Consider the following 25,667-nt stretch of genomic DNA (forward strand, 5'->3'; position numbering starts at 1 on the left):
GGCGAAATTCGTCCGTCCGTTTCAGTCCCATAGTTTATCTCCTTTGTTACAGTAAATGCTATCAAAGGAGCGGCATCAAACCGCGACAGGTCCAACCAGTGCAAAGACTGCAGTGGCGCGCGTTATTTATGAAGCAGCTGGGGCTTATCATAGTGGGCTTGAGCGTGCTTTGGGAGCACATCTGCCTTTGGTAAAGGTGAAGCCTTTGCAGGCCAGACGGTTTGCACAAGCCCAAGGCGTGCGCGCAAAAACGGCCGCCGTTGATGCCAAAATGCTGGCCATCATGGGGGATGCTTTCGCATTGAAGCCAGATGAGACAGCCATAAAAATACAGCATGATCTTAAAGAGCTGCGCTCATTTCGTGCAGGGTTGATCAAGGATAGAACCAGCATCCGTCTGAAGACCGAAACGCTATCCATCACGCGCCGCCAAAGTAAAGCACGCTTGGCTCAAGTAGATAAGCAAATCGCAGACATTAATGCTGAAGTTGAACGCCTGATAAGCTCCAGCGATACGCTGGCGCATTCGATGAAATTTCTCCGCTCAATTCATGGCATTGGTGCAGTCTGTGCTGCCACCATTTTGATAGAGATGCCCGAAATCGGGAGGTTGGATCGAAAACAGGTGGCCAGTTTGACTGGTCTGGCGTCAATGACACGCCAATCTGGACAGTGGCGCGGGAAATCGTTCATTCAAGGTGGCCGTAAAATAGTGAGGGACGCCCTCTACATGCCGGCCTTGGTCGCGATGCGACACAACCCAGACTTCAAGGTCAAATATCAGGACTTGATCAAAGCAGGAAAGCCACCAAAAGTCGCCGTCACTGCACTTATGAGAAAGCTCATCGAACTCGCAAACGCCCTTATCAAAGCAGATCGATATTGGGTGAAGAGAGGCGCTTGACCAAGACGGATACTCGTTTTTCAAGAACAACGGCTCATGCAGCGAAGGATATATAACCCTTGCATAAGGATTTATTTACTTCTTGCGTTCATCTATGGGGCCGAGACGTACGTGCATGCTTTGTGAATAAAAGAAGGATTTAGAAGATGATATCCAAATGTGCTTTCTTTTTGTTTGCTATGTACTTTGTGCTTTGCGCGACAATGACAAGTGCAGAAATGCCAGCACCAAGCGGGCCGGTGGTACTTTCGATATCAGGCCAGATAGGCGTTACTAACGTCAATGCAACAGCACAATTTGATGTCGATATGCTTGAAGCATTCCCACAGCATGAGACACGCACAGAAACACCTTGGCACGAGGGGGAGTCTGCTTTTTCGGGCCCTTTGCTGGCGACCTTAATGGATGCGGTTAAAGGCGAGGGTGATGTAATGCAGTTCAAGGCGTTGAATGACTACGTTTCGACAATTCCGGTGGAGGAAATTCACAAATACCCGCTTATTCTTGCCACCCGTGTCAATGGTGCGCGTATTACTGTGCGCAATAAGGGGCCGCTGATCGTGATCTATCCGTTTTCGGATATGCCGGAACTTTACAACGAGATGACGTTTAGCCGTTCGGCTTGGCAGGTTGTTTCAATAGAAATTAAGTAACTTTTGTGGCTAGAGAGTTCAGTTCGCAAAAACGTGACAGTTTGCGGACCATCGCGATTTCCTTACTTGTGTTACTGTGTATCTTTTTTCTAGTAGGGATTGCCCTGTTGTTTCGTACGCTGGTTGAGCGTGAGCAGTCGGTAGAAATGGGCGTACGACAAGATTCAAGTTGGGCAGCCTATTCGACAGATCGCGAAGCGGGCCGTTTGATTGAGGCGCTGCTGGAAACGCAGATAAAGGGAACGGCTGAAGCGATGGTTTCGCTAGGGCTGCGCGTGGATGTGGTTTATAGCCGCGCGTTTGACGTCTCTACACCGCATTTTTCGAGGGGCTTTGGTGGCAACGAAGAAGTGCGCGAAGCAGGTTTCAAAACTCGGGACAAGATTTTGGAGTTTGCAGACCAGTTTGACTCATTGACAGAAAATCGGGAGCAGTTGGTAGCCGAAATTCCTGCGCTTTTGGTTGAGGCCCGCGCATTGCGCGAAATGACAGTACAGCTCGTAGGCCTTACTGGGCGCGCGAAAAACGATTGGCTCGTGGACACGCGGGTTTTCATGAGCGCGAGACATCAGCAAATCGCAATATCGGTATTTATGTTGACCTTAACTTTATGCGGGTTGGTTGGATTGCTGTTGGCGCAGGCACGGCAAGATGCGCAGTCGCAGCGTAATTTGCAGCAGCTGAGCGAAGAAAACAGCCAAGCCGCAGACACCGCACAGGCGGCAAACCGTGCCAAGTCGCGCTTTCTTGCAACTATGAGCCATGAAATCCGCACACCGCTGAACGGGATCATCGGTATGTCTGAAGTGCTTTCGCATAGTGATCTGAGTGGCGATCAAGTGCGTAGCGTCGATATAATACGTGAGTCTGGCAATCTACTTCTGGACGTAATTAACGACATACTCGAAATTTCGCACCTTGAAACCGGAGAGAACGAACTTCGGGAGGAACGGTTTCACCTTCAAGATGTTACTGAACCCATTCGAAAATTGATGGATACGAGTGCTTCGGAGCGAAACATTACGCTTGAAATAGACGCTCCCAATATCAGCCTTTGCGGGGACCCTGCACGGTTGCGGCAGGTTCTGGTAAATTTGGTGGGCAATGCCATGAAGTTTACGGACAAGGGAGACGTATTTCTACGTATTTGGGTAGATCATGGCACAGGCGTATATTTTGAAGTTGAGGACACGGGGATCGGGATTTCTGAAGAAAGTATCGCGAAGCTGTTTGGTGAATTTGTTCAAGTTGATACGTCAAACACACGGCGCACAGGGGGAACCGGCTTAGGGCTCGCCATATGTAAAAGACTCGTGGAGGCCATGAAAGGTACGATCGGAGCGCGTTCTAAGCTGGGCGTTGGCAGCTGCTTTTGGTTTGTCTTACCTGACTGTGACCCTCGTGACGAAGTGTTTGCGAAGATAGCAACCCCAGAGAAACCAACTAGGAAGTTAGACCCAGGGCTTCGGATTCTTGTGGTCGATGACAGTAAAGCAAACCGGAGTGTTGTGACTGCATTGTTGAAAAAACTGGGAGTGACAGCGACTTGCGCACAAAATGGGGAGGAAGCGGTTGAGCGGATCATGTCAATGGATTTTGACCTCGTTTTCATGGACATGCGTATGCCGCTGATGGATGGGCTGGCGGCAACCCGACAGGTTCGCGAAGCTGGAAGCCGGACGTATATCATAGGGTTGACCGCAAATGCTTTTGAAACTGATCGCAAAGCGTGCCTTGACGCGGGCATGAACTGGTTTGTTTCAAAACCCGTTACCCTGAACAAATTGTCTACTTGCTTTGAGGTGAGAGAAGCTGCGGCATAGATTTTGCCGTGTTACCTTTCGCTCATCAGAAACTCAGCAGTGCATGTCTCTATGCACGATAAATGTGCGTCAGTAAGCCTGCTCATTGACCGAGCATACTGACCAGTGATCTCTGATGTAATCTGCGCGCGTGTTAGGCCTTTGATTAAAAAATGGGTCCAGTGACTTTTCCGGTTATAAGGAAGGGCTATTCAGGCAGACATAGACGCTGCAATTCTATCCTGTAAGCTGCGATACGCGGTGCATCGCCGCATTCATGTGCATCGTTTGCGGGGCGCCGTAGGGGCCAGATCCTTTGATCGGGGCAACACGCTGCACTGCGGAACCCGCATCCAATCGAGCAAGCAATCACTTCGTCAAAATCAATTGGGGCGTGGATGCCTTAGACAACTCGATCCACTTCCTGTGCGCTCACCCAAGGTGCAAATCGGCGTTTTGCATATCGTGCTGAGCAAGCTTCTGTGTAGCGTTTTTATCAAGGCGTGTTTCCGTCCAGCTGCATTGCGTGGGGGTGAACAGATAGGGTGTCGTATTTGCGGGGGAGGGGCCGTGCGCGGTGCCGCCAGTCAATGCGCGAACCGCACGGATCACACCAGAATGAGCGACAAATACGGGCAATACATCGGAGCTTTGGCTTTGGGCACGGGATATTTCTGCTGCAACGCGTGCAATCACATCTGCCCAGGCTTCGCCGTCATCTGGTGTCTTTTCGCGAGGGGGAGCCTCGGATACAGGGCGGCCCTCAAATACGCCCCAGTCTCTTTCGCGCAGCCCTTCCAGGGTGATGATAGTCTGGGTGGGAAAAGCAAGACTGGCAGTCTCTTGCGCCCGTTGCTGCGGGCTTACAAAAAGGGCAATTTGCTTTGGCCAGTGCCAGCTGCCCAGCTTGGCTGCACCATCGCGGCCTTCTTGTGTCAGTTGCGCTTCGATCCGGCCCGCAATTGTACCATCGCGGTTGGCGTCAGTTTGGCCATGGCGGATAATGACAAAGCGCTTTTGGAGAATGTTCATAGCCTTGATCTTTCATGCATCAGCATGGCTGCGCGTATGCGTGGTTCTAGCAGGTAGTCTTCTGGTTGTGAGCAAAACAATGGCGTATAGTTCTGTGCGCCAAGGGTGGCGATCATGTTGATTTGATCTGTGAGCGGTGGATGCACGTTCCAGCGCACAAACATCCCGCCTTGCGCCGCAATTGCGCGGGCATGGGCTGTCATATGGCCGGTAAACAGCACCAGCGCCTCATGCCCCAAGCGGCCAATGTCACGCCAGTCCTGTACGATTTGCCACGCCATGCCCGCATCAGCATTTGGCGTGTCGCAGATCAGGAACTCGGCGCTTGGGTCAAATTCACGCTCGATCAACGGGGTCAGTTGTGCGGCAGCATCGCTGAGCGTGCCTGTTTGCAAGGCGCGAGCAATGGTTTGTCGACACATATCGTCCAGTGACACATCGCCTTTACCCATGAGGTGTAAAGCCAGCTCGCCTGCGCGGCCAGACGGGGGGACAGGAAACAGGATTTGGCGGCCCTTGTTTTGCGCTAGCATCTTGTCCAGTGCCTCTTTGCGCTGGGTCTGGGGGATGTCATCCAGATGATAAGAAGCGTCAATCAATGCGGTGAGGGCCTGCGGTGGTGTGTCAAAGGCAAACCAGTCGCTTTCTTCGGACCAATCGCCAGAAAAGAACAGGCCATCCCCTAGATCAAAGTGGAACCAGACACCGCCCAAGGCATGGCCATTTCGGCCAGTCGTCAGGGTAATGCCCTCAACCACTGTTTGTCCTGTGTTGGGCAGCAGGTGAACATCTGCACTGGGGGGCAGGGCATGGGCGGTCTGCGCAGTGCAATGGATCGGCAGTCCTGCAGCCACTGCATGGGCTGCGCCGCCGATGTGATCGATGTGGTCATGGGTGATGAAAACGCGCTCTGCGCCCTCTAACCAGTGCGGATTGAATGGCGATGTGGCCTCTGGCCCGACACCGACATCCAGCACCCATAGGGCGCGGCCCGTCCAAAGGCGGATACATGCGGGCCCTTTTTCGCCCAATCCCGACAGGACTTCGACCCATGCGGTGTCTAGGAGTGTATCATCACGCATGGGCAAGGCTCTTTGCTATAACAACATCAGCGTCAGGATCGCGGAAGGCCCAGAGATCATGCAGGGTGACGCCAACACTCTCCCCAATGCTTGCGCGGTGTTCGGAGAAGGCAATGAGCGTTTCTCCCGCCACATCCAGCGTCAGGCGGAATCGTCCGCCCAGATAGGTGCAGCTGATGACTTTAGCACGCAGAGGCGCATCACTGCTTAACGTGATGGCCTCTGGGCGAATGCTCACGTGGCTTGGCTCGGCTGTGGCGCTGCGCGATTGCACCTCTTGGCCCAACACCTTCAGGATCAGGTTTTTATTCTCGGATCGTCCTGTGATTTCGGCTGAAACAACCGCCCCGTCGCCAACAAACCCAGCGACAAAGCAATCCACAGGTTCGCGGTAGAGCACTTCGGGCGCGGCGAATTGGCGGATTTTACCAGCCTCCATCACAGCTACGCGGTCAGCCAGCGCCAAGGCTTCGCTTTGATCGTGGGTGACATAGAGCATCGTCGCCTGCGTGCGGCGGTGGAACATGGAAAACACCTCATGCATGGAGGCACGCAAGGCCAGATCAAGGTTCGCCAATGGCTCATCCAGCAGCACGGCACGGGGATCAAACACCAGACAGCGGGCAAGTGCCACGCGCTGGCGCTGACCGCCAGAAAGTTGCGACGGCATTCTGTCACCAAAGGCGCTTAGGCCTGTAAGCGCCAGTGCCTCTTTCACCCGCGCTTCACGTTCAGCGCGGGGGACACGGCGCACTTCCAGCGGGTAGGCGACATTGCCAAAGACGCTTTTGTGCGGCCAGAGGGCGTAGGATTGAAACACAATCCCGATCTCGCGTTCTTCTGGCGGAACAAAACTATTCGGGCCCGCCACGGTATTACCGCCCAGATTGATCTGGCCCGATGTGGGCTGTTCAAATCCTGCTGTCAGGCGCAACAGCGTGGTCTTGCCGCAGCCCGATGGCCCCAGCAGCGCCACAAATTCGCCAGAGGCGATCTGGGCGTTGATGTCTTGCAGGGCAGGGAGCCCGTCGAACGACTTGGAGAGGTTTGAAAACTCTAGCTCTGCCATGGGATTACTCCTTTTGGAAATCTGTTTGCGCCTGCCTGTACGATGCCCATCAACACCACAATCAGCAGAACGATGGACATGGCGAGCGCCGATGCCATCACTGTTTCGCCGCTGTCTTCTAGATTGTAGATGACAACGCCCAAGGTTTCGGTGCCCGACGACCAGAGCAGGGCAGAGACAGTCAATTCATTCACTGCCGTGAGAAAGACAAGGATCGCCCCCGCGGCTGCGGACGGGGCGGCAAGCGGCAGCACGATATCGCGCAACCGCCGTCCTAGATGCGCGCCGACACTTGCGGCGGCTTCTTCCATGGCGGGGTCCAGTTGGGCAATGCTGGCCTGAATCGGGCGCAACATCACCACAAAGAACCGTGCCAGATAGGCCAGCAGGATGATCCAGATGGTGCCGTAGAGGGTCAGATCAGTGAAAGGCAGGTTCAGGAATGTGAGAATGCAAGCGATGGACAGAACTACACCCGGCAGGGCGTAGGGCAGGTCAATCAACCCGTCCAGCAGGCGGGTCAACGGGCTGGAGCGTCGCTCCATCAACCATGCCAGCGGCAGGCTGATCATGAGCAGTACCGCCGCAGCACCTGTGGCAAGCATAAGCGAATTGGCATAGGCGCGGCGGGTGACGGGCTGGGTGAACAATACTTCTTTCCAAGCGTCAAAGGTGGCGTTGGTGAAGGTAAGTGTGACACCATAAGCAGGGATCAGTGACGTCGCGGCCAGCGCCAGTAGGGGGAGGGCTAGGATCACAAAGATGAACAACCACAGCCCGATTTCGACAGGCCGCCGTGCGGTACCGAGGTTGAGCGCAAGGGGATTGCCCGACAGACCCACAAGGCCAAAGCCCCGCTGCGACAGCACATAACGGCTGAGCAATACGCCGAGGATCGCAACGGTGCCAATCAGCAATGACAAGACCGCAACTTCGGGCAGGACAGAAGGGCCCATGCCTACCAGACGTTGATAGATCAGTGTGGGCAGGGTCGCATAGCCCGCAGGAATACCCAGCATGGCGGGGATGCCGAAATTACCCAACGCGGTGACAAACGCCATCGCGCCACCTGCGATAAGCGAGGGCATGGAAAGGGGCAGAACGGTTTGGGTCCAGACGCGAAAAGAACTCGCACCAGACATGCGCGCCGCCTCAACCAGATCGGCGGGGATCATCCGCAGACCAGCACGCAGTGTCAGAAACACCAAAGAGGCATGTTGAATACCCAGCAATAGGATGATGCCAGCGGGCGAATGCAGCGGCTGGGGGCTGCCTAATGGCGGTGCCAGTCCAAACATCTTGAGGATTGTTGATGAAGGACCAGCCATCTGCATCCACGCCAATGCAGTGATTTGCGGGGGGATCATCATGGGGATCATCAGGCAAAATACCAATGCGCCTTTACCGCGAATATCCGTGAGGGCCACCAGATAGGCAAAGGTCGCACCGATTAAAATAGACAGGATCGTGCCGCCACCCGCTGTGATAAGCGAATGTTGCAGGGCGGTGCCTGTTGAGGGACGCGTTAACACTGTGGTCAGATGTTCGGTGGTGAACCCGTCACCGAAACCGACACCCTCCAACAACAAACGCGCCACAGGACCAAGCGCGATCAGCGCGATGGGCAGCAGAATAATAGGCAACAGCCGGTCTAATGACCGGCTGCTTCCACGTGACTTGGGGAGGGCCTTCATTGGATGCCGAATACCTTTGCAAAACGCTCTTTGTTGGCATCGGCGTTGGCCAGTGCTGATGCGGGATCAAATGCCATCAGATTGATGTCTGCACGGGCGGGGAAACCTTCGGGGCTATCCACACCGTTGCGCGCTGGGATGTAACCCATGTCCACAACCAGATTTTGGCCTGCTTCGCTCAGTAGAAAATCAACGAACTTTGTCGCTGCATCCATGTTTTTGGTGCCCGCCATGATCGCTACAGGCTCGGTCACATATGATACACCTTCTGACGGGATCACAAAATCAACCGGAGAACCGTCAGCCTTGGCGCGGATGGCAAGGAAATCGACCAACACACCGTATGGCTTTTCGCCCGCTGCAACCGCCTTGAACGTGCCGCCATTGCCGCCTTCGGCACGGGTGTTATTCGCGGCCAGCGCTTCGTAATATTCCCAGCCCAGACCTTCAGTGCCTGTCAGTGTCGCCAGATGGATCAACGCAGCACCAGAATACAGCGGTGAAGGCATGGCAACGAGGTTTGCCATTTCAGGCTTGGCCAGATCGGCCCAAGACGTCGGCACCATTTCGGCACCTGTGTTATAAACGATGCCCGTCGTGATCAGTTTGGTTGAGTAGTAGTAGCCATCGGCGCTGTAGAGGGAGGCGTCATAGGCGGCGGCCTCAGGTGATTTATGTGCTGCCAGCTTACCTTCTTGCGCCAGACCTTCCAGTGTGACCGTATCGGCAATCAGCAAGACGTCGGCTTGTGGCTGGCCCGCCTCCATTTCGGCTGCAACACGGGCCATCAATTTGGTGGTGCCATCGCGCACCCACTCTACGTCAATGTCAGGGTTAGCGGCTTCAAATGCATCAACCGTTTTTTGTGCATCGGCATTGGGTTGCGATGTATAAAGGGTGAGCGTTTCTGCTGCTGCAAATGTCGGAAGCGCCAGCGCAAGGGTGGCCGCCAAAAGGGTACGTGACATCAGTTTCTCCTGAAATGTGGAATTCGGTTACGAAAACAATTGAAAAGATTCGCCTGTTGTGAGGGCTGGCTACGCCCATGACGTTTCAGTTTCATGACAGGATCAAAAACCGGTTGTTTCTCAATGCCTTTGCCTTGCAAAAGTGCAGGCTAGCCTGAGGGTGTTGGGGGGCTTTGGCATTGGCTGGGCATTGGGTATCTGTCCAAGGTGCAGCTTGATCTGGCTAGATGCAAAAAAGCCGCCCCGAATAAAGGAGCGGCTTGGCTGTTTTGGTGAACAAGACGTTGGTCAGTTGTTATCTGCCATCCAGCTTTGATTGAACCAATCCGAGACATCTGATTGTGAAGCAAGCGGCTTTCCATCCGCGCCGCGCAAGACGCCGCTTTTGAAGAGGAACTGGGCCATTTGCGTAAAGCGCGTGACGTCAATCTTGCCAACGGGTGTGTCGCCATCGCGCAGAAATCCGCCCTCGGCTATCGCCTGCATTGATCCACGCACCAATTCGGGATTGGGGAATTCACCAACTTCGATCAGCATTTCGGCTGCCTCTTGTGGGTGATCTGCGGCCCACTCATATCCCGCTTGCGTAGCTTTCATAAAGGCCACCACCATGGGCGATTGATCCTGCAACACTGCGTTACGGGTGCCAATATAGCCGTTTTGCTGATCGGGTACGCCGTAATCGGCATAGGCAAAGGAGGATTGTTGCCGCCCCAACAGGACGCCGTTCACGCCTTCCCATGTCGCCACTTCCAGCGTGAAGTCAACTTGGCCCGCCGCCAGCGCTTCATAAGCGCCTGTGCCCAGCGTGACTGTGTCATAGGTGGGATCGCCGCCGTCATGGCGGATCATCGTGCCGATCAGGGCTTCCTCCCATGCGCTGCCAAATCCGGCGTAGGTCTTGCCCGCCAAGTCGGCAGGGCGGGTGATTTCTGTATTGGCGGTGTTATACACCAGACGTCCGTTTTCATGCTGCATCGTGGCCCATAGCGCCGTGATGTCGGCCCCTATGCCACGGGCGCTCATGAAACCTAGTGAGGTCATATAGGCAAAATCCGCTGCCCCTGCGGCCAGTAGCGCGGTTGAACTGGTGTCGGAATAGGGCAGAATTTCCACCTCAAGCCCCGCATCGCTATACAACCCGCGTTCACGTGCGGCGATCAGCCCAACGTGATTGGTATTGAGAACCCAATCAAGGGCGATGGTGACTTTTTCCTGCGCTTGCGCGGTGGCAGGCAGGGCGATGCAGGCGGCAAGTAATAGAGTGCGGATCATGGGGTTAACTCTCCAGTAACAAGGATTTCAAAGTGGTGCGAATTTGCGCCATCGCAGTTTCTGTGCGTGCGTGGCGTGGTGTGGTGACGGAAATATTGGCGGCCAATGGCCCACCGGCTGCGGGCATCACAAGGATGCGGTCGGCGATCTGGGTTGCTTCGTGCAGATCATGTGTGACCATCAACACGCCGCGCGGGGTATGTGCCAACTGGTCACACAGCCACGCCTGCATCCTCAGCCGCGTTACCGCGTCAAGGGCCGAGAAAGGCTCATCCAGCAGGATGAAGCGGCTATTTTGTACGAGTGTACGTAAAAACGCCGCCCTTTGCCGCATCCCCCCCGAAATTTGTTCGGGGTAGAGGTTTTCACACCCCGCAAGGCCGAATGTCTTGAAATGCATCAAGACATCGGCGCGGGCTGTTTTGGTGGGTATGCCTGCCACTTCCAGCCCAAGCGCTGCGTTTTGCGCGATGGTCAGCCATGGGAACAGAGCATCGCTTTGCGGTTGGTAGGTGGTGCTGGCATGTGGCGGCGTGATGCCTGTGTCGTCCAAGGTGAGGGCACCTGTTGCGCCTAGGGTCGGGGATAGGATGCCAGCCAGCCATTTTAATACAGATGTTTTCCCGCACCCCGATGGCCCGATCAAACAGGTGACTTCGTTTTCGCTTAACGCGCAGGAGAAATCCGACACCAGTTTGCGGTTCTCGATGCTGATGGAAAGCCCTTCAATGTGCAGCATGGCGTTTCCCTCCTGCGGGGCCTTTTGAGGTCAGCTTTTCAGTCAGGCGGATAACGGCCAGCAACAACAGGGTCAAAACGGCAGATACAACAACCGCAGCAAGCACAAGGTCAGCGCGAAAGCTGTTTTTGGCGGTGAGGATGTAGATGCCCAAACCCTGCCGAGACCCTGCATATTCCGCGAAAATCGTAGCGACGATGGCATAGGTGGCCGAAATCCTCAGCCCCGCAAAGAAGGACGCACGCGCCATGGGCAATGTCGCCCGCCGAAAGATCGCCATTTTTCCCGCCCTCATAGAGCTGAGCAGATCCAGATAGGCTTGGGGGACTTGTCCGTACCCTGACAGCAGGCTGACAAGTATGGGAAAGAAGGTGACCAGAATGACCAAGAGCACTTTGGGCAGCAGGCCAAAGCCGAACCACAAGATCATTAAAGGCGCCAACGCCACCAGCGGGATCGTCTGGCTGGCCACCAGCAGCGGCATCAGTCCGCGTTGCAGCCATGGGCTGAAATGCAAGGCGACAGAGGCGGCAAAGGCGAATGTCACAGAGGTGGAAAAGCCCAGTGTCGCGACCCAGATTGTGCTGAGTGCATGTGGCCCGATGCGCGCCCGCTCAATGAAAAGGGCGCGCAGGACTTGCGTGGGCGCAGGCAACACCAGCGGTGATACCTGTGCCAAGGTGCAATAGATTTGCCACGCAAGCAGCAGGGCGGTGGCCAACACGAGGGTTGGCAGAAAATGTCGAAATGACTGCATGATGTCTCCGGACGCAACAGGGTTGCGAGAAGGGCAGATCAGCTAAGGCTGGGACTGTTGGCGGAGGCTGTCATGTCAATCGTGACATGCCCTTCCGCCGGACCGAAACGCAAGAATGCTTGGCGCAGGGTTTCAAACACAGCCCCTGCATCTCCGCGCAGACGGGTGCAGAAATTCTTGGACTTCAGGAAGGTCCCCGATGCCTTGAGAAAATCAATGCAACCGTAAATCTCATCCATGTGGCGGTCATGGCCCAGCACATAAAGCGAGAATTGCACATCAATTTGCACCCCAAGATCAGGGGCAGCTGTGACCGCTTGTAGCGCCAGCGCCTTGCGCTCATCCAGCGATTGATCCTGCGCCCGCGTCAGCGTCTCGCAGCGGCAGGTCGGATCATCTGGTTCACCGGGGCAGCCACGTGATAGGGTAACATGCATGGTAACGTGATCAGGCAGGCGCGCCGAAGCGGCAAACAGATCACGAATGGCATCGATCAAAGGATCAGGTGCGCCGACCATCAAGGTCGACATATCATCTGTCTCGATCCGCAGTTTGTCGTGGTAGGGGGCCAGTGCCTTGAGCCCCGACGTGATGACAGTCACAAAATCGGACGTCATCGGATAAAGTGACACTTGTGCGCCTATAAACATAGTCCCTCGCTCCGCCGGCATTATCCGGATCAGCTGTGAAGGGTTCGCGCGGTATTGCGCATCTCAGCTCTGGTTAGAGCACCCCTGGTTATGCGTGATTAGTAGGGCGGTGTGCGCGTGGGTGTCAAGGGGCAAGGTCTGCCGTGATGTAGGGGCAGAGTTTAGGCGGTTTTCGCCGAGGCTAGCAGATAAGGAAAACGATCTGATCAGGGTCGAAAATCTGGATGTACGTCAACCGCAAGCGTCTACACGGGTATCTTGTTCCGACATGACGCGCAAAATGTTGATTTTGTTCTTGATGGGGCGGTTGACTCAGCGGTGACAAGCGATGATGTCGCAGACAGTTCGTACATTCGACAGGTTTGAAAAGGGGATTGCTATGCTGCTGGAGCAATATGATTGGGGTATCGACGCCCGCACATTACAGGTTTTGTTTGCTCTTGGGCTGGGTCTCCTGCTGGGCGGTGCCGCACAGATCACACGGTTCTGTCTGCGCCGTGCTATTGTGCCGGAGGCCGCCGACCGCGGGCCTGCGGGGGCGATCTGGCTGACTGCGTTGGCGGTTGCAATCATCAGCTTTCAGGTGGCTGCATCTGCGGGCTTCATTGATCTGCAAGGGCATCGCTATCTCGACAGTTCAATCCCTGTGGTTGCGATTGTGTTGGGGGGGCTGGCCTTTGGGGCAGGGATGGTCCTGACGCGGGGCTGTGCATCGCGGTTGACGGTGCTGGCAGCAACGGGAAATCTGCGCGCTGCTGCCGTGCTGGTGGTGTTTGCTGTGATCGCTCATGCGACCTTAAAAGGTGTGTTGGCCCCTGTGCGCACAACACTGGGCGCATTGACCGTCGATTTGCCGTTTGGATCACTCTACGCGATCCCTTTCGCACCGTCCGTCGCAGGCGCGTTGGTTTTATTGGCAGCGCTTTATTTGGTTCGGAAATATCAGCCGTCTGTTGCGCATGTTGCACTGGCGATTGTGATCGGTCTTGTGCCGGTACTTGGTTGGGCTACCACAAGCGTTTTGTTGATGGATGAGTTTGAGCCGCTGGATGTGCAATCCGTGGCGTTTACCTTGCCATGGACCGAGACCCTGTTCTGGACCATTGCCTCCAGTGCCATTCCTGCAGGTTTTGGCACCGGATTTATCGGCGGTGTTCTGCTGGGCAGTTTCTTTAGCGCAATCGTGCGTGGAGAGTTGAAACTGGAAGGTTTTGAAGGCGGGCCGCAAATGCTGCGTTACTTCAGCGGTGCGGCACTAATGGGTTTTGGCGGCGTTCTGGCAGGCGGCTGTACCGTCGGGGCAGGGCTTAGCGGGAGTTCGGCGCTGAGCATTGCTGCGCTTTTGGCGCTGGGCAGCATCACCGTCGGCGCGGCTGTGTTTAGCCGCATCGGAAGCAATCAGGCAGCACCCTTGGCCGCATAGGTGCTGTGCCAAAGGCACCAAAAAGGTTGCCTTTGGCAGGCTGATGCAACACTCTGCATCAGACATTCACTGGAGCAAAAAGATGATTGTATACGGGATAAGCACCTGCAGCGTTTGCCAAAAGGCACATAAGGCATTGGAGGCCGCAGGCGAGAAAGTTACGTTCCGTGATGTGCGCGCAGACCCTCTGAGCGAAGGCGAGTTGGCCGCATTGATTGTTGAGTTCGGGGACCGTTTGGTGGATCAAACCACCAATGATTACCGTGCCTTGAATAGCTGGCTCAAGAACTCCGAAGCTGAGGTGCAGATCGCGGCCAAACCCAAAGTAATGGCGCGTCCGGTGATCCAGCATAACGACAGCTATTACTTGGGCTGGGGTGAAGATGTTCAAAAGGCACTGCTGGGCAGCTGAAGAGTACCTGCGCAGCCCTTTGAAACCTCCGCTACCTAAGTGAAATTACTCGTATAAAGGGTGTGCAGGTGGTGACGCTACGTGAGCGAGTACGTTTTGGCGCTGAATACCGATAGACTCTCACTGCAATATTTGGCTTATTTCCATGCAGACAGGCACGGGAGGCCTGTTGCCTGCTGGGAGGTGCGTCGATGTCTTTTGATTATGTGATTGTTGGCGGTGGCTCTGGCGGGGCGACGCTTGCCGCTAGGTTAAGCGAAGATCCGACTGTTAACGTTTGTTTGCTGGAGGCGGGCGGCGCTGGGGATCACCTTTTGATACGGATGCCCGCCGGTGTTGTGGCGATGTTGCCGGGGTGGGGCAAGATTTCCAATTGGGCTTTCAAAACCGTTCCTCAAAAAGGCTTGAATGGGCGGCAGGGGTATCAACCGCGTGGCAAAGCATTGGGCGGCTCCAGTGCGATCAATGCGATGCTGTATGTGCGCGGCCAACGTCAGGATTATGACGGTTGGGCCGAAAATGGCTGCACGGGGTGGGATTGGGATACGGTGTTTCCGTATTTCCTGCGCTCGGAAAACCACGAAGACGGCATCACGGATATGCACGGCGGCAGTGGCCCTTTGCATGTTGCACATCAGAAATCACCACGCCCCGTTACCCGCGCCTTCATTGAAGCGGCCACGCGGCTGCAACACCGTGAAGTTACGGATTTTAACAGCGGCGACAATGAAGGTGTCGGCCTGTATCAGGTGACCCAGTTTCACGACGGCCCTCATGTGGGCGAACGCTGTTCCGTCGCGGCGGGTTATTTGCATCCGGTCATGTCACGTAGCAATCTGACGGTGATCACGGGGGCCCATGCCACACGCCTGTCACTAGAAGGCAAACGCGCGACGGGTGTTCATTACCGCAAGGGCAAAGATGACGCCCATGTGTCTGCCACGCGCGAAGTGATCTTGTGCGGCGGGGCGTTTAACTCGCCGCAATTATTGCAACTGTCGGGCATTGGCCGCACCGAAGATATCGCGCCGCATGGCATCAAAATGGTGCATGAACTGGCGGGCGTCGGGCAGAACCTACAAGACCATCTGGATTTCACGCTCGGCTATAAATCCAAAGACACCGATAACTTTGGAATCGGGCTGCGCGGGTCGTTTAACCTGCTCAAACATATCTGGGACTGGCGTAAGACGGGCAAAGGTTTGCTGGCCACGCCTTTTGCAGAAGGGGCGGCGTTTTTCAAAACCGATGCGGCGCTGGAGCGGCCGGACATCCAATTGCATTTTGTGGTCTCGGTGGTCGATGATCACGCCCGCAAACTGCATTTGGGTTATGGCTATAGCTGTCATGTCTGCGTGCTGCGCCCTGAATCGCGCGGCACTGTGTCATTGGCCAGCGCCGATCCAATGGCCGCTCCTGCGATTGATCCTAATTTTCTAACCAAAGACGCAGACCTAAGCACACTTATCAAAGGTGCAAAAATGTCGCGGGAGATTATGAAAACCCCGCCTATGGCGGCTTTTGAGCATTCAGAAATGTTTGGCGTGCGCGACGGGATGACCGATGCTGATTGGGAGCAGATCATCCGCGCCCGCGCCGATACAATCTATCACCCCGTTGGTACATGCAAAATGGGTGTAGACGATATGGCCGTTGTTGATCTGGAATTGCGTGTGCACGGCATGCAGGCCTTACGCGTTGTAGATGCCTCGGTTATGCCGACGGTGACCAGCGGCAACACAAATGCGCCCACGGTTATGATTGCTGAACGGGCAGCAGAATTCATCAAAGCAGAGGCAGCACGCGCTGTGGCTGCGGGATAAAGTTAATAGAACACAGGAGTACTACATAATGCTTGGACAAATGATGCACATGCCGCTGACAATCGGTAGCATGATCGATCACAGCACACGATTTCACAGCCAAGGCGAGGTCGTATCGGTAGAGACAACAGGCGGCATTGAATACACGACTTGGGGTCAAATTGGCGCCAATGCACACCGTCTGGCCAGCGCGCTGCGCGGTCTGGGTCTGGAACAGGGCGCGCGCTGTGGCACAATTGCTTGGAACAACCGCCGCCATCTGGAAATCTATTATGGTGTGTCCAGCGGCGGCTTTGTCTGCCACACGATCAACCCGCGCATGGGCGCAGAGCAGATGGTTTATGTCATCAACCATGCAGAAGATCAGGTGTTGTTCGTTGATGCCACCTTTGTGCCCGCCGCTGCCAAACTGGCACCCGCGCTGAAGCATTGCAAACATATCGTCCTGATGGGCCCGCGTGATGAAGCCGCCGCCGAGATGATCCCGGGCCTTAAGTTCTTTGATGAGCTGTTGGAGACTGGTGATGCGTCCGAACCATGGCCTGATCTGGATGAAAACTCTGCTTCCAGCCTGTGTTATACATCTGGCACCACGGGTGATCCCAAAGGTGTGCTTTACTCCCACCGTTCTACTGTGTTGCACACACTGGCGGGTAACCAGCCTGATGGCATCGCGATTTCGGCGATGGATACGGTCATGCCGGTTGTGCCGATGTTCCATGTGAACGCTTGGGGTGTACCCTATATCGCAGCGGCCACAGGCTGCAAACTGGTACTGCCCGGTCCAAACCTTGATGGCAAAAGCCTTGTGAAACTGATCGATGAAACCGAAACCACGCTGGCTCTGGGTGTGCCGACCATCTGGATGGGGCTACTTGCAGCACTGAAGGAAACGGGCTCCAAAGTTCCAAGCCTGACACGTACGGTTGTGGGCGGCTCTGCGCTGCCGCCGTCAATGATCCCTAAATTTGCGGAATACGGTGTTGATCTTGTGCACGCATGGGGCATGACGGAAACTTCGCCTTTGGGATCGATGAACCAATTGCTGCAACGCCACACCAAACTGTCAGCACAAGAACAGGCGGAAATCCGTCTGGGGCAGGGGCGTCCGCCATATGGGGTTGATCTGCGCGTGGTCGATGAAGATGGCACCACCTTGGTGAATGACGGCAAAGCACAAGGCGATCTGCAAGTGCGCGGCCCGTGGATTGTTGATACCTATTTTGGCAAAGATGCCCCTGCACTGACGGCGGACGGTTGGTTTGACACAGGTGATGTTGCGACGATTGACGGCGAAGGTTTTATGATCATCCGTGACCGCTCTAAGGATATTATCAAGTCAGGCGGCGAGTGGATTTCGACCGTGACCTTGGAAAACATCGCCATCGCGCATCCTGCCGTTGCCAACGCCGCTGCAATTGCTGCGCTGCACCCCAAATGGGACGAACGGCCCGTTTTGGTTGTGATCAAAGCTGGTGAGGTGACCGAGGAAGAGCTGTTGAACTTCTACAAAGGAAAAGTAGAGAGCTGGCAGATTCCTGATCGTGCGATATTTGTGGACGAACTGCCAATCGGCTCGACTGGAAAAGTCCAGAAAAACAAATTGCGTGAAGAGTTTGGTAATGTACTGTTGAACGATAACTAATATGAAGCCAGAGCGCCGCGCAGCAAGATGCGGCGCTCTATCCTCCCTCTTTTGAGGTCGAGTCTGTTCACGGTTCACGATTTTATTTTTCTAGTTTGTGGAACGCGTTAACTATTTCTGGTTTGATCTATGTTAATGATAAAAGAAAAATAGTTTCCTTATCACGATTAAAATTTGGTTTCGGCGCGACGTAAGTATTTATAGCTGTTTGTTTATATTAAATTTTTATTGGCGGTGGGGCCTTGTCTTGTTGAAAAATCTCTATGGTTGATATGTCCAGCTTCAGAAGGTCTATGTCCGTGCCCATGAACTATTTAATATCGAATGAACTGGATGTTGTGTATGCGCGTTGGTCGGGAGCCGTGGCATTGGATCAATTTCGTGCAATGTTTGAAATGTATCTAAATGACGAAAACTATGTTTTAGGACGTCCCGATCTTTGTGATTTTTCGGGATTGGAGGTGCTAGACGCAGATTTCAATCAGATTTGGTCTGCCCTCAACATGGTAAATGCCGTTGAAGGTAAGAAAAAAGATAAGACACATACAGTGATCTATGCGCCTAGCGAAATAGCCTATGGATCGGCGCGTATGTATCAATCGCTTGCTGAATATGAAGGCGGTGTGAAAGTCACAGTTTGCCGCACTGAGGCCGAGACTTTGGCAGTGCTCAATCTGGATTTCTCTTCAATCGACGATCTGCTGGATAGGGGGCATTTCCTGCTGCCAAATCCAAGAGAAGCCAAGGTTTCCCAGTCGACATTGGATTGTTGCTGAAACTTATAAAAATATGCGCACCTGACGGATCAGATGCGCATAGGGTGATCAGGCTTGTGACAAGCCGTGATCCAGATCTGCCAGAATTTTGGTCACATCTGCTTGCTCAATGACAAGCGAGGGCGAGATGATGACATTTGGGCCAGAGACACGCACCATGGTACCTGCCGCATAGGTTGCTTCATAGAATTTTGCGATCCGCGCCTTGTCTAGCGGCGCTTTTTTGTCTTTGTCACCGATCAATTCCATCGCTGTCATCAGGCCCACACCCCCACGGATGTCGCCAATGATGTCGTGTTTGGCCATCAATGCCTGCACCCCTTCAAACATCTGCGTCCCACGCGCGGCGGCGTTGTCTTTTACATTCAGACGCAGGGTCTCCTTGAGGCAAGCAACAGCAGCCGCCGCACCGACAGGGTGACCGGAATAGGTATACCCCGAGGCGATGTTGGCAGCGGCGGTTTGGTCGCTTTCAAAAACTTCGGCAACAGTGTCGGAAATCATCGTCGCGCCAAAGGGATAATAGCCGTTGGTGATGGCCTTGGCGGTGGCGATCATATCAGGTTTTACGCCGAAATGCCGCGCACCAGACCAACTGCCCAAACGGCCATAAGCGGTGATGACCTCGTCCAGCAATAACAAGATGCCGTTGCGCGAACAGATTTCACGCACAGCAGGCAGGAAGCCTGGATGCGGTGGGATCACACCGCCTGCGCCCAGCACGGGTTCCATGATAAAGGCCGCAATGGTGTTTGCCCCTTGGAAGGCGATCTCGTCCTCCAGTGCTTGCAAGCAAAGCTGGGCCAGTTTTTCTGGGTCGGTTTCATTGAAGGGGTTACGGTATGTATAGGGGGCAGGGATGTGATAGCAGCCTGCCATCAGGGGTTCATATTGGGTGCGGAAATTGGCGTTCCCGTTGATCGAGGCACCGCCCATATGCGTGCCATGATAGCCTTTTTTCAGCGACAGAAATTTTGTCCGGCCGCTTTCGCCTTTGATCTTGTGGTACTGCCGCGCCAAACGCAGCATCACTTCTACGCTGTCGGACCCGCCAGACGTAAAGAAGGACCGCGTCAGCCCGTCGGGTTTGAAAAACTCGCCCAGCATATAGCTCAGTTCGATCACCTGATCGTTCGACGTACCACGGAAGGTTGAATAGTAGGGGAGTTCATCCAACTGGTTTGAAATGGCTTCTTTCACGGCGGTATTCGAGAAGCCAAGATTGACGTTCCAAAGCCCGCCAACGGCGTCAATCGTTTCATGCCCGTCAATATCGGTAATCCGCACGCCGCTGCCTTTGGTGATGATGCGCGGTGGGTTAGCCAGCGAATCTGCGGGGCTGGTCATCGGATGCCACATATGTTGGGCGTTATTGGCCTTGAGGAAGTTTTCGTCTTTCATATGAATAGCTCCAGTTTGAAGGATGTGGAAAATTAAGGGGTGGGAAGAATGCCGCCCAATGCCATGGTGAGTTCACGGCCCGTGGTCAGCAGTTCTTGTTGGATGGTCTGGGCCAGTTCCGCGTCAAAACGCGATGCCACAGCCGCGACAGCTATGGCGCCAGCAGGCAATCCCGTAGGGCCGAAAAACGCAACTGCGGTGCCGATGACGTCAATATCATAGGATTGATCCGAGCGGGCAAATCCCTGTTTTCGGGCTTGTGCAAACAGCGGCTCCATTGCTTCGGGCGACGTGGGGGTTTTGTCGGTGAATTTCTCGAAATCCCATTTCCCGACTATTTTGGCGCGTTCGCTTGGCGGTAGGTGGGCGGCAACAACAATGCCCGACGCCGTAGCGTGAAACGGCAGATTTGCATAAGGGTCCATGGATACGCGAATGGCGCGATCAGGGTCGCTGACAAAGGCGTTGACCAATTTGCCTGAGGAATAAACCGTTGCATGTGATGTTTCGTTTGTGCGCTCGCGCAGACGGTCCACATGGGGTTGCAGAACGGCGAGCAATGGAAAGCTGCGCTCGCGGATACGGGCAAGGTTGATCGGTGCCAGCCCAAGGCGGTAGCGTTTCGAGACCGAGTCTTGCTCAATAAATCCGTTGTTTTCCAAGGCGGTCATGCAGCGCAAAACCGTTGTTTTGTCGTATCCTGCCATCCTTGCCAGCTCGCTCAGACCCATTTCGGGCTGTTGCACAGAAAAATGGCGCAGCAGTGATAATGCCTTGTCTACAGTGCTCATTACAGGTTTCGCCATTGGGTTTTGCTCCGGTGTGGCGGGCGAATTCGGGTGCCCGTTGGATGGAATGTTGACAGATACAAATGCGCTGTGCAAACTATATGTACCGCTGGTAACAATAACGTACCAATAACGTCAAGGCGGAAATGAGGGGCCGCAGAGCCCGCATCAGGGAGATGAAAATGAAGAACCTTACCAAAGCCATTCTGGCATCCGGCACCGCGCTGGTAATGCTGGCCGCGCCCATCGCAGCGGTTGCCGATTATCCGGAAAAACCTGTGTCATTTGTGGTGCCATGGCCTCCGGGTGATTTGGAGGACGTGCTGACGCGGATGATTGCGGATGATTTTCAGGCCAAATACGGCGTGCCAGCGGCTGTTGTGAACAAGCCCGGCGGCGGCGGCGGCCCGTTCCCCGGTGCAGTAGAGGTCGCAAATGCCCCTGCGGATGGGTATACGATCGGATCGTTCTTGATCGCGGTGCCCGTGGTTGGTCCGAACATCGGCATTCCCGAATTGAACCCTGATCCGTTTGAACCGCTCGGCACTTTCCTCACATATCCGTTTGTGATCGTTGCGGGCAAAGATGCGCCTTATGACGATATGGCGGGGCTTGCAGCCTATGCACAAGAAAACGACGTGTTGTTGGGCCACTTTGGCGCGCCGCTGGTGCCGACGCAGGTGACCAAGGCGCTGGCCGCGAAAATGGATTTCTCATACGCGTCTGACGCGGCATTTGATGCGCTGGATTGCAATACATTGGCCTCGGGCGATGTGGATGTGATAAACACCACGCTGCAACTGGTTCTGCCCTGTCTGGATGAGGTCAAAGTTCTGGCCTCTATTGGCGAGGAACGGATCAGCCTGACATCAGATTCGCCGACTGTGGCCGAGCTGGAGCCGGATTTGAACGTGTCGCTGTGGAACGGATTGTTTGTGCACAAGGATACACCCGCCGATGTGCGTGAGAAAATCATCGCAGTTGCGGCGGAAACGATGAAATCCGAACGCGCGCAGGCGCTTGCCGCTGAGACAGGCGCATTGGTTTACTGGCAGGATGCCGAGGCCAGCAAAGCCCGCATCAGCCAAGACATCAAGACAATGGGCGTCATTGACGGGTTGCTTAAATAGCGATGCCTGCACCGCTGTTCTGATCCAGAGCGGCGGTGCCTTTTTGCGATCTGATCTACATTCAAGAAAGGTCCGCCATGACCCGTCTCAAAGGCTTGCAAGAGCTGTTCAAACGCTATCGGCGCCCGGGTGATATTGTCTTTGCGTGGATGTTTCTGGCTCTATCGTTGTTTCTGCTCAGCCAGCTTGGCACGCAAGCACCGTGGAAGACAGGGGGCAAGACATTCACCCAGCCCGCCTTCTGGCCCAGTATCTCAGTGATGCTGATGGTGTTTTTTGCAGCCTTGCATTTGCTGTCCTCGGCGTTGTCGCCGCGCATTTTGGGCCGTTGGAGCGAGGTGTTCCAATGGGTGCGTGCACTGGAATATGCAGGCTGGTTCATGGCTTATGTCTTGGTTGTGCTACAATTGGGCTATTTGGGAACAACGATGCTGTTCGCCGTTTTGCTGAGCCTGCGTGCGGGATACCGCAATTGGCGGGTGCTGTTCAGTATGTCGGGTATGGCGATTGTAATCGTGGTTTTGTTCAAATCTTTCCTACAGGTGAAAATCCCCGGAGGGGCCGTTTATGAGCTTCTCCCGAGCGGATTGCGCGCCTTCATGCTCACATATTTCTGAAGGTAGCCGAGATGGATGTACTGACTTCTGCCGTGACGTTGTTAATGGATTGGCAGGTGCTTTTGGCACTGCTGGTTGGCTCTATCGGGGGCGTGATTATTGGCGCTATTCCGGGCGTCGGCGCGGCGGTGGCGATTGCGATCCTGTTGCCTGCGACATTCGCCATGCCGCCATTGGTGGGGCTGGTGATGTTGTTGGGCATTTACGGGTCCAGCATGTATGGTGGTGCGCTGCCTGCGGTGTTGATCAACACACCCGGTACGGCAGTGAATGCATTGACCACATATGACGGCTACCCGATGACCCAAAATGGCGAGGCCCGCCGCGCTGTGGCACTGGCCTATTCGGCGTCTTTCTTTGGCGGTGTTTTTTCCATCATCTGCCTGATGCTGCTGGCCCCGCTATTGGCCAAAGTCGCACCGCATTTCGGATCGCGCGAGATTTTTCTGGCCGCGCTTTTGGGGATCATCCTTGTGGTGCTTGCCCACCGTGGTCAGGTGTTCGCAGCGGGTATGTTGGCGTCTTTCGGTATCTTTTTGCAAACCATTGGGCTGGAACCGATTACCTATTCACGCCAGTTCACCTTTGGGCAAACGTGGCTGACGTCTGGCGTTGATCTGATTGTTGTGGTTTTGGGATTATTCGCGCTGAGCCAAGCCTTTTTGCTGCTGGTTCAGCCTGATGAGACGCCTAAGATCAAATCAGTCAGCGGCTCGCTTTTGTCAGGGCTAAAAGAGTTATGGCTCTACAAACGTGTGGCGACGGTTTCGTCCGGCTTTGGCGTGTTGATGGGTATGATACCGGGGGTGGGCGAATTCACCGCGCAATTCATGTCCTACACCTATGCACAGAAAACCTCCAAAACGCCTGAACTGTTTGGTAAAGGCGCACCCGAAGGGCTGATTGCTTCTGAGGCGGCGAATAACGCGGTACCTGCGGCGGCGATGATCCCGCTGTTGGCGCTGGGTATCCCGGGCGAAGCGCTGACGGCGATGATGTTGACCGTTTTTTACGTGCACAACGTCATTCCGGGGCCGCAGTTGTTCCAAGGTCAGATGGATTTTGTCATGGCGCTTTATCTCGCGCTGTTGGTGTTGAATGTGATTGTGCTGGTGTTCCTGATCTTTTCCACCAACGTTTTGACGCGGATTATTGAACTGCCCACGCGCTTGATCGGGGTGACGATCCTGCTGCTGGGATTTGTGGGGGTTTATAGTCTGCGCAATTCCCTGACAGATTGTGCTTTGGCGGCGGGGTTCGGGGTGTTTGGCGTGATCCTGAAACGGCTGAACTTGCCGATTGTGCCGATCATTCTGGGCATGGTGCTGGGCGGGATCATGGAAACGAAACTGCGGTCTGCGATGCCACGGGTCAAGACCCCATGGGACATGATCGATCGCCCGATTTCGATGATCATTTTTGTAATGATCCTATTGGTGATTGGCCTCCACATCCGCACCCTAATCCGCGATTGGCGCAATCCGCCGCGCGATGTTGATACAGATATTCACCTGACACAGGAGGGGGACTTATGATCACCCAAGACCAGATTAACACGTTGCGCAACACACCTGTAGAGGCAGGGCAAAACATCATCGACGGCATTGCTGTTTCGTCGGCCACGGGGGCGGCGCTGGATGTGATTTCCCCGATTGACGGTACAGTGCTGAGCACCATTGCTGCGGGGGGGGGTGAGGATATTGACCGCGCTGTTATTGCGGCACGCCGTGCCTTTGACGATGGCCGTTGGTCGCGCATGGCCCCTGCAGCGCGGGGGCGTATCTTGCAGCGGATTGGCGATGCGATCGCCGCCGAGGCGCAAGCCTTGGCCGTGCTGGGGGTGCGGGATAACGGCACAGAAATTTCTATGGCGATCAAAGCCGAGCCGATGTCAGCGGCAGGTACTTTCCGTTATTACGGTGAATTGTGCGATAAACAATATGGCGAAGTCGCCCCCACAGCGCCCGGCACGCTGGGTATGGTGCTGCATGCGCCAGTGGGTGTGGTCGGTGCGATTGTGCCGTGGAATTTCCCGTTGATGATCGGTGCATGGAAGATCGCGCCTGCATTGGCGGCAGGTAATAGCGTGGTGGTGAAACCTTCTGAAATCGCCTCGCTGAGCCTGCTGCGACTCGTTGAGATTTGTCATGAAGCAGGGCTGCCCGACGGCGTGTTAAACGTGGTGACAGGCACGGGGATTGGTGCGGGCGCTGCGCTGGGCCGGCACATGGATGTGGATGTGCTGACGTTCACAGGTTCTGGCGGGGTCGGGCGGCGCTTGATGGAATATGCGGCGGCGAGCAATCTCAAACGGGTCTACCTAGAGCTGGGCGGTAAATCCCCGCTGGTTGTGTTTGATGATACTGCTGATCTGGATGCAGCGGCCAAGACGGCTGTGGGCGCGATCTTCCGTAACTCGGGACAGGTCTGCATTGCGGCATCGCGGATCATTGTGGCACGCAATGTACATGCCGAATTCACCGGCCGTGTTGTCGCCTATGCCGAGAAGATGGCGGTGGGTGATCCGCTGGACCTTGGCACGGCAGCGGGGGCGATTGCCTCGCAAACTCAAATGGATAACATCCTGAGCGCGATTGATCTGGCCAAATCCGAAGGCGCTGATTTGCGCACAGGCGGCACGCGTCTCCATGCCGATACGGGCGGATTCTACATTGCGCCAACCGTGTTTGATAACGCCGCACAGGTCAGCGCAGTGGTGCAAAAGGAGGTCTTTGGCCCCGTTGTCACGGTTCAGCCTTTTGACACCGAGGAGGAGGCGGTGGCCTTGGCCAATGGCACGGATTACGGGTTGTCGGCAGGTGTCTTTACCCGTGATATCAGCCGCGCGCACCGCATGGTGGAGAGCCTGCGCGCAGGTGTGGTGCATGTGAACACCTATGGAGGGGCGGATAACACTGTGCCTTTGGGCGGTGTCGGGCAGTCGGGCAATGGTCATGATAAATCGCCGCATGGGATGGACAAATTCCGTGATCTCAAAACGGCATGGATACAGCTATAAGCCTCGGG

At 55.1% G+C, this 25,667-nt stretch carries 22 protein-coding genes, 1 pseudogene and 1 riboswitch; of the genes and pseudogenes, 12 read left to right on the forward strand and 11 right to left on the reverse strand.

Translation table 11 applies throughout. The annotated features are described in order from the left end of the window. Positions 1–100: 100 nt before the first annotated feature. From GGR95_RS16340 to GGR95_RS16350, 3 genes and pseudogenes are all read left to right on the forward strand, one after another. Positions 101–904 (forward strand): annotated as a pseudogene (locus GGR95_RS16340) (IS110 family transposase); the annotation flags it as partial. A 146-nt stretch (positions 905–1,050) separates the two neighbouring features. Next, entirely contained in the window at positions 1,051–1,557 is a 507-nt protein-coding gene (locus tag GGR95_RS16345; protein WP_221384965.1) for a putative pterin-binding protein, read from the forward strand. A gap of 350 nt (positions 1,558–1,907) precedes the next feature. Continuing rightward, positions 1,908–3,380: an ATP-binding protein gene (locus GGR95_RS16350; protein ID WP_184567763.1), complete on the forward strand. Its 1,473-nt coding sequence runs from the start codon at positions 1,908–1,910 to the stop codon at positions 3,378–3,380. 411 nt (positions 3,381–3,791) lie between these two features. On the opposite strand, the gene GGR95_RS16355 is transcribed toward GGR95_RS16350, so the two are convergent. The 9 genes from GGR95_RS16355 to GGR95_RS16395 all read right to left on the reverse strand — a co-directional run bounded on the left by GGR95_RS16355 (position 3,792) and on the right by GGR95_RS16395 (position 12,625). Further along, positions 3,792–4,391, reverse strand: coding sequence for a histidine phosphatase family protein (locus GGR95_RS16355; protein WP_184567765.1), 600 nt, complete (start codon positions 4,389–4,391; stop codon positions 3,792–3,794). After that, positions 4,388–5,473 (reverse strand): MBL fold metallo-hydrolase, encoded by a 1,086-nt coding sequence (locus GGR95_RS16360; protein ID WP_184567767.1) that lies wholly within the window; start codon positions 5,471–5,473, stop codon positions 4,388–4,390. Before GGR95_RS16360 ends, GGR95_RS16355 begins: the two co-directional genes overlap by 4 nt. Continuing rightward, positions 5,466–6,542, reverse strand: coding sequence for an ABC transporter ATP-binding protein (locus GGR95_RS16365; protein WP_184567769.1), 1,077 nt, complete (start codon positions 6,540–6,542; stop codon positions 5,466–5,468). Before GGR95_RS16365 ends, GGR95_RS16360 begins: the two co-directional genes overlap by 8 nt. Next, positions 6,530–8,236, reverse strand: coding sequence for an ABC transporter permease (locus tag GGR95_RS16370; RefSeq protein WP_184567771.1), 1,707 nt, complete (start codon positions 8,234–8,236; stop codon positions 6,530–6,532). The genes GGR95_RS16365 and GGR95_RS16370 overlap by 13 nt, the downstream gene beginning before the upstream one ends. Next, positions 8,233–9,204, reverse strand: a complete 972-nt coding sequence (locus GGR95_RS16375; protein ID WP_184567773.1) for an ABC transporter substrate-binding protein — start codon at positions 9,202–9,204, stop codon at positions 8,233–8,235. The genes GGR95_RS16370 and GGR95_RS16375 overlap by 4 nt, the downstream gene beginning before the upstream one ends. 288 nt (positions 9,205–9,492) lie before the next feature. Continuing rightward, positions 9,493–10,479 (reverse strand): ABC transporter substrate-binding protein, encoded by a 987-nt coding sequence (locus GGR95_RS16380; protein WP_184567775.1) that lies wholly within the window; start codon positions 10,477–10,479, stop codon positions 9,493–9,495. Between the two features lie 4 nt (positions 10,480–10,483). Beyond that, on the reverse strand, positions 10,484–11,218 hold the full coding sequence (locus tag GGR95_RS16385; protein WP_184567776.1) for an ABC transporter ATP-binding protein: 735 nt from the start codon (positions 11,216–11,218) through the stop codon (positions 10,484–10,486). Beyond that, a complete protein-coding gene (locus tag GGR95_RS16390; protein ID WP_184567778.1) occupies positions 11,205–11,975 on the reverse strand; it encodes an ABC transporter permease in 771 nt (256 codons plus the stop codon). Before GGR95_RS16390 ends, GGR95_RS16385 begins: the two co-directional genes overlap by 14 nt. A 38-nt stretch (positions 11,976–12,013) precedes the next feature. Next, positions 12,014–12,625 (reverse strand): YkoF family thiamine/hydroxymethylpyrimidine-binding protein, encoded by a 612-nt coding sequence (locus GGR95_RS16395; protein WP_184567780.1) that lies wholly within the window; start codon positions 12,623–12,625, stop codon positions 12,014–12,016. Further along, a riboswitch (TPP riboswitch) is annotated at positions 12,615–12,721 on the reverse strand. Its footprint overlaps the gene before it by 11 nt. Positions 12,722–12,956: 235 nt before the next feature. On the opposite strand from GGR95_RS16395, the gene GGR95_RS16400 reads away from it, so the two are divergent. The 5 genes from GGR95_RS16400 (at position 12,957) to GGR95_RS16420 (ending at position 18,704) form a co-directional block, all read left to right on the forward strand. Further along, positions 12,957–14,048: a YeeE/YedE family protein gene (locus tag GGR95_RS16400; protein ID WP_246423428.1), complete on the forward strand. Its 1,092-nt coding sequence runs from the start codon at positions 12,957–12,959 to the stop codon at positions 14,046–14,048. Positions 14,049–14,130: 82 nt separating this feature from the next. Further along, a complete protein-coding gene (locus tag GGR95_RS16405; RefSeq protein WP_184567874.1) occupies positions 14,131–14,460 on the forward strand; it encodes an arsenate reductase family protein in 330 nt (109 codons plus the stop codon). A gap of 191 nt (positions 14,461–14,651) precedes the next feature. Next, positions 14,652–16,283, forward strand: coding sequence for a GMC family oxidoreductase (locus GGR95_RS16410; RefSeq protein ID WP_184567782.1), 1,632 nt, complete (start codon positions 14,652–14,654; stop codon positions 16,281–16,283). 28 nt (positions 16,284–16,311) lie between these two features. After that, a complete protein-coding gene (locus GGR95_RS16415; RefSeq protein ID WP_184567784.1) occupies positions 16,312–17,928 on the forward strand; it encodes a long-chain-fatty-acid--CoA ligase in 1,617 nt (538 codons plus the stop codon). Between the two features lie 305 nt (positions 17,929–18,233). Then, the gene (locus GGR95_RS16420) at positions 18,234–18,704 is read left to right on the forward strand and encodes a hypothetical protein (RefSeq protein WP_184567786.1); all 471 of its coding nucleotides are present in this window, start codon (positions 18,234–18,236) and stop codon (positions 18,702–18,704) included. Positions 18,705–18,752: 48 nt separating this feature from the next. Here the strand turns inward: GGR95_RS16420 and GGR95_RS16425 are convergent, their stop codons facing one another. Together GGR95_RS16425 and GGR95_RS16430 are read right to left on the reverse strand one after the other, a co-directional pair. Next, positions 18,753–20,105 carry an aminotransferase class III-fold pyridoxal phosphate-dependent enzyme gene (locus tag GGR95_RS16425; protein ID WP_184567788.1) on the reverse strand — a complete coding sequence of 451 codons (1,353 nt, stop codon included), beginning with the start codon at positions 20,103–20,105 and terminating at the stop codon, positions 18,753–18,755. Positions 20,106–20,137: 32 nt separating this feature from the next. Beyond that, positions 20,138–20,896: an IclR family transcriptional regulator gene (locus GGR95_RS16430; protein WP_184567790.1), complete on the reverse strand. Its 759-nt coding sequence runs from the start codon at positions 20,894–20,896 to the stop codon at positions 20,138–20,140. A 173-nt stretch (positions 20,897–21,069) separates the two neighbouring features. Here GGR95_RS16430 and GGR95_RS16435 point away from each other — a divergent pair, with 173 nt between their 5' ends. From GGR95_RS16435 to GGR95_RS16450, 4 genes are all read left to right on the forward strand, one after another. Continuing rightward, complete coding sequence (locus tag GGR95_RS16435) at positions 21,070–22,023, forward strand: tripartite tricarboxylate transporter substrate-binding protein (RefSeq protein ID WP_184567792.1); 954 nt, start codon at positions 21,070–21,072, stop codon at positions 22,021–22,023. A gap of 77 nt (positions 22,024–22,100) precedes the next feature. Then, positions 22,101–22,640, forward strand: a complete 540-nt coding sequence (locus tag GGR95_RS16440; RefSeq protein ID WP_184567794.1) for a tripartite tricarboxylate transporter TctB family protein — start codon at positions 22,101–22,103, stop codon at positions 22,638–22,640. Positions 22,641–22,651: 11 nt separating this feature from the next. Then, positions 22,652–24,175, forward strand: a complete 1,524-nt coding sequence (locus GGR95_RS16445) for a tripartite tricarboxylate transporter permease (RefSeq protein ID WP_184567796.1) — start codon at positions 22,652–22,654, stop codon at positions 24,173–24,175. Then, positions 24,172–25,659, forward strand: a complete 1,488-nt coding sequence (locus GGR95_RS16450; RefSeq protein WP_184567799.1) for an aldehyde dehydrogenase family protein — start codon at positions 24,172–24,174, stop codon at positions 25,657–25,659. The genes GGR95_RS16445 and GGR95_RS16450 overlap by 4 nt, the downstream gene beginning before the upstream one ends. Positions 25,660–25,667: the final 8 nt, after the last annotated feature.

The sequence above is a fragment of the Sulfitobacter undariae genome, assembly GCF_014196805.1.
GTDB classification, from domain to species: Bacteria; Pseudomonadota; Alphaproteobacteria; order Rhodobacterales; family Rhodobacteraceae; genus Sulfitobacter; species Sulfitobacter undariae.

Excerpts from the sequence above, each read along its gene's own strand:
- GGR95_RS16355 (WP_184567765.1), bottom strand. The coding sequence starts at position 4,391 with ATGAACATTCTCCAAAAGCGCTTTGTCATTATCCGCCATGGCCAAACT.
- GGR95_RS16375 (WP_184567773.1), bottom strand. The coding sequence starts at position 9,204 with ATGTCACGTACCCTTTTGGCGGCCACCCTTGCGCTGGCGCTTCCGACA.
- GGR95_RS16410 (WP_184567782.1), top strand. The coding sequence starts at position 14,652 with ATGTCTTTTGATTATGTGATTGTTGGCGGTGGCTCTGGCGGGGCGACG.
- GGR95_RS16435 (WP_184567792.1), top strand. The coding sequence starts at position 21,070 with ATGAAAATGAAGAACCTTACCAAAGCCATTCTGGCATCCGGCACCGCG.
- GGR95_RS16440 (WP_184567794.1), top strand. The coding sequence starts at position 22,101 with ATGACCCGTCTCAAAGGCTTGCAAGAGCTGTTCAAACGCTATCGGCGC.
- GGR95_RS16420 (WP_184567786.1), top strand. The coding sequence starts at position 18,234 with ATGAACTATTTAATATCGAATGAACTGGATGTTGTGTATGCGCGTTGG.
- GGR95_RS16345 (WP_221384965.1), top strand. The coding sequence starts at position 1,051 with ATGATATCCAAATGTGCTTTCTTTTTGTTTGCTATGTACTTTGTGCTT.
- GGR95_RS16390 (WP_184567778.1), bottom strand. The coding sequence starts at position 11,975 with ATGCAGTCATTTCGACATTTTCTGCCAACCCTCGTGTTGGCCACCGCC.
- GGR95_RS16430 (WP_184567790.1), bottom strand. The coding sequence starts at position 20,896 with ATGAGCACTGTAGACAAGGCATTATCACTGCTGCGCCATTTTTCTGTG.
- GGR95_RS16365 (WP_184567769.1), bottom strand. The coding sequence starts at position 6,542 with ATGGCAGAGCTAGAGTTTTCAAACCTCTCCAAGTCGTTCGACGGGCTC.
- GGR95_RS16405 (WP_184567874.1), top strand. The coding sequence starts at position 14,131 with ATGATTGTATACGGGATAAGCACCTGCAGCGTTTGCCAAAAGGCACAT.
- GGR95_RS16380 (WP_184567775.1), bottom strand. The coding sequence starts at position 10,479 with ATGATCCGCACTCTATTACTTGCCGCCTGCATCGCCCTGCCTGCCACC.
- GGR95_RS16385 (WP_184567776.1), bottom strand. The coding sequence starts at position 11,218 with ATGCTGCACATTGAAGGGCTTTCCATCAGCATCGAGAACCGCAAACTG.
- GGR95_RS16445 (WP_184567796.1), top strand. The coding sequence starts at position 22,652 with ATGGATGTACTGACTTCTGCCGTGACGTTGTTAATGGATTGGCAGGTG.
- GGR95_RS16400 (WP_246423428.1), top strand. The coding sequence starts at position 12,957 with ATGTCGCAGACAGTTCGTACATTCGACAGGTTTGAAAAGGGGATTGCT.
- GGR95_RS16415 (WP_184567784.1), top strand. The coding sequence starts at position 16,312 with ATGCTTGGACAAATGATGCACATGCCGCTGACAATCGGTAGCATGATC.
- GGR95_RS16395 (WP_184567780.1), bottom strand. The coding sequence starts at position 12,625 with ATGTTTATAGGCGCACAAGTGTCACTTTATCCGATGACGTCCGATTTT.
- GGR95_RS16360 (WP_184567767.1), bottom strand. The coding sequence starts at position 5,473 with ATGCGTGATGATACACTCCTAGACACCGCATGGGTCGAAGTCCTGTCG.
- GGR95_RS16370 (WP_184567771.1), bottom strand. The coding sequence starts at position 8,236 with ATGAAGGCCCTCCCCAAGTCACGTGGAAGCAGCCGGTCATTAGACCGG.
- GGR95_RS16450 (WP_184567799.1), top strand. The coding sequence starts at position 24,172 with ATGATCACCCAAGACCAGATTAACACGTTGCGCAACACACCTGTAGAG.
- GGR95_RS16425 (WP_184567788.1), bottom strand. The coding sequence starts at position 20,105 with ATGAAAGACGAAAACTTCCTCAAGGCCAATAACGCCCAACATATGTGG.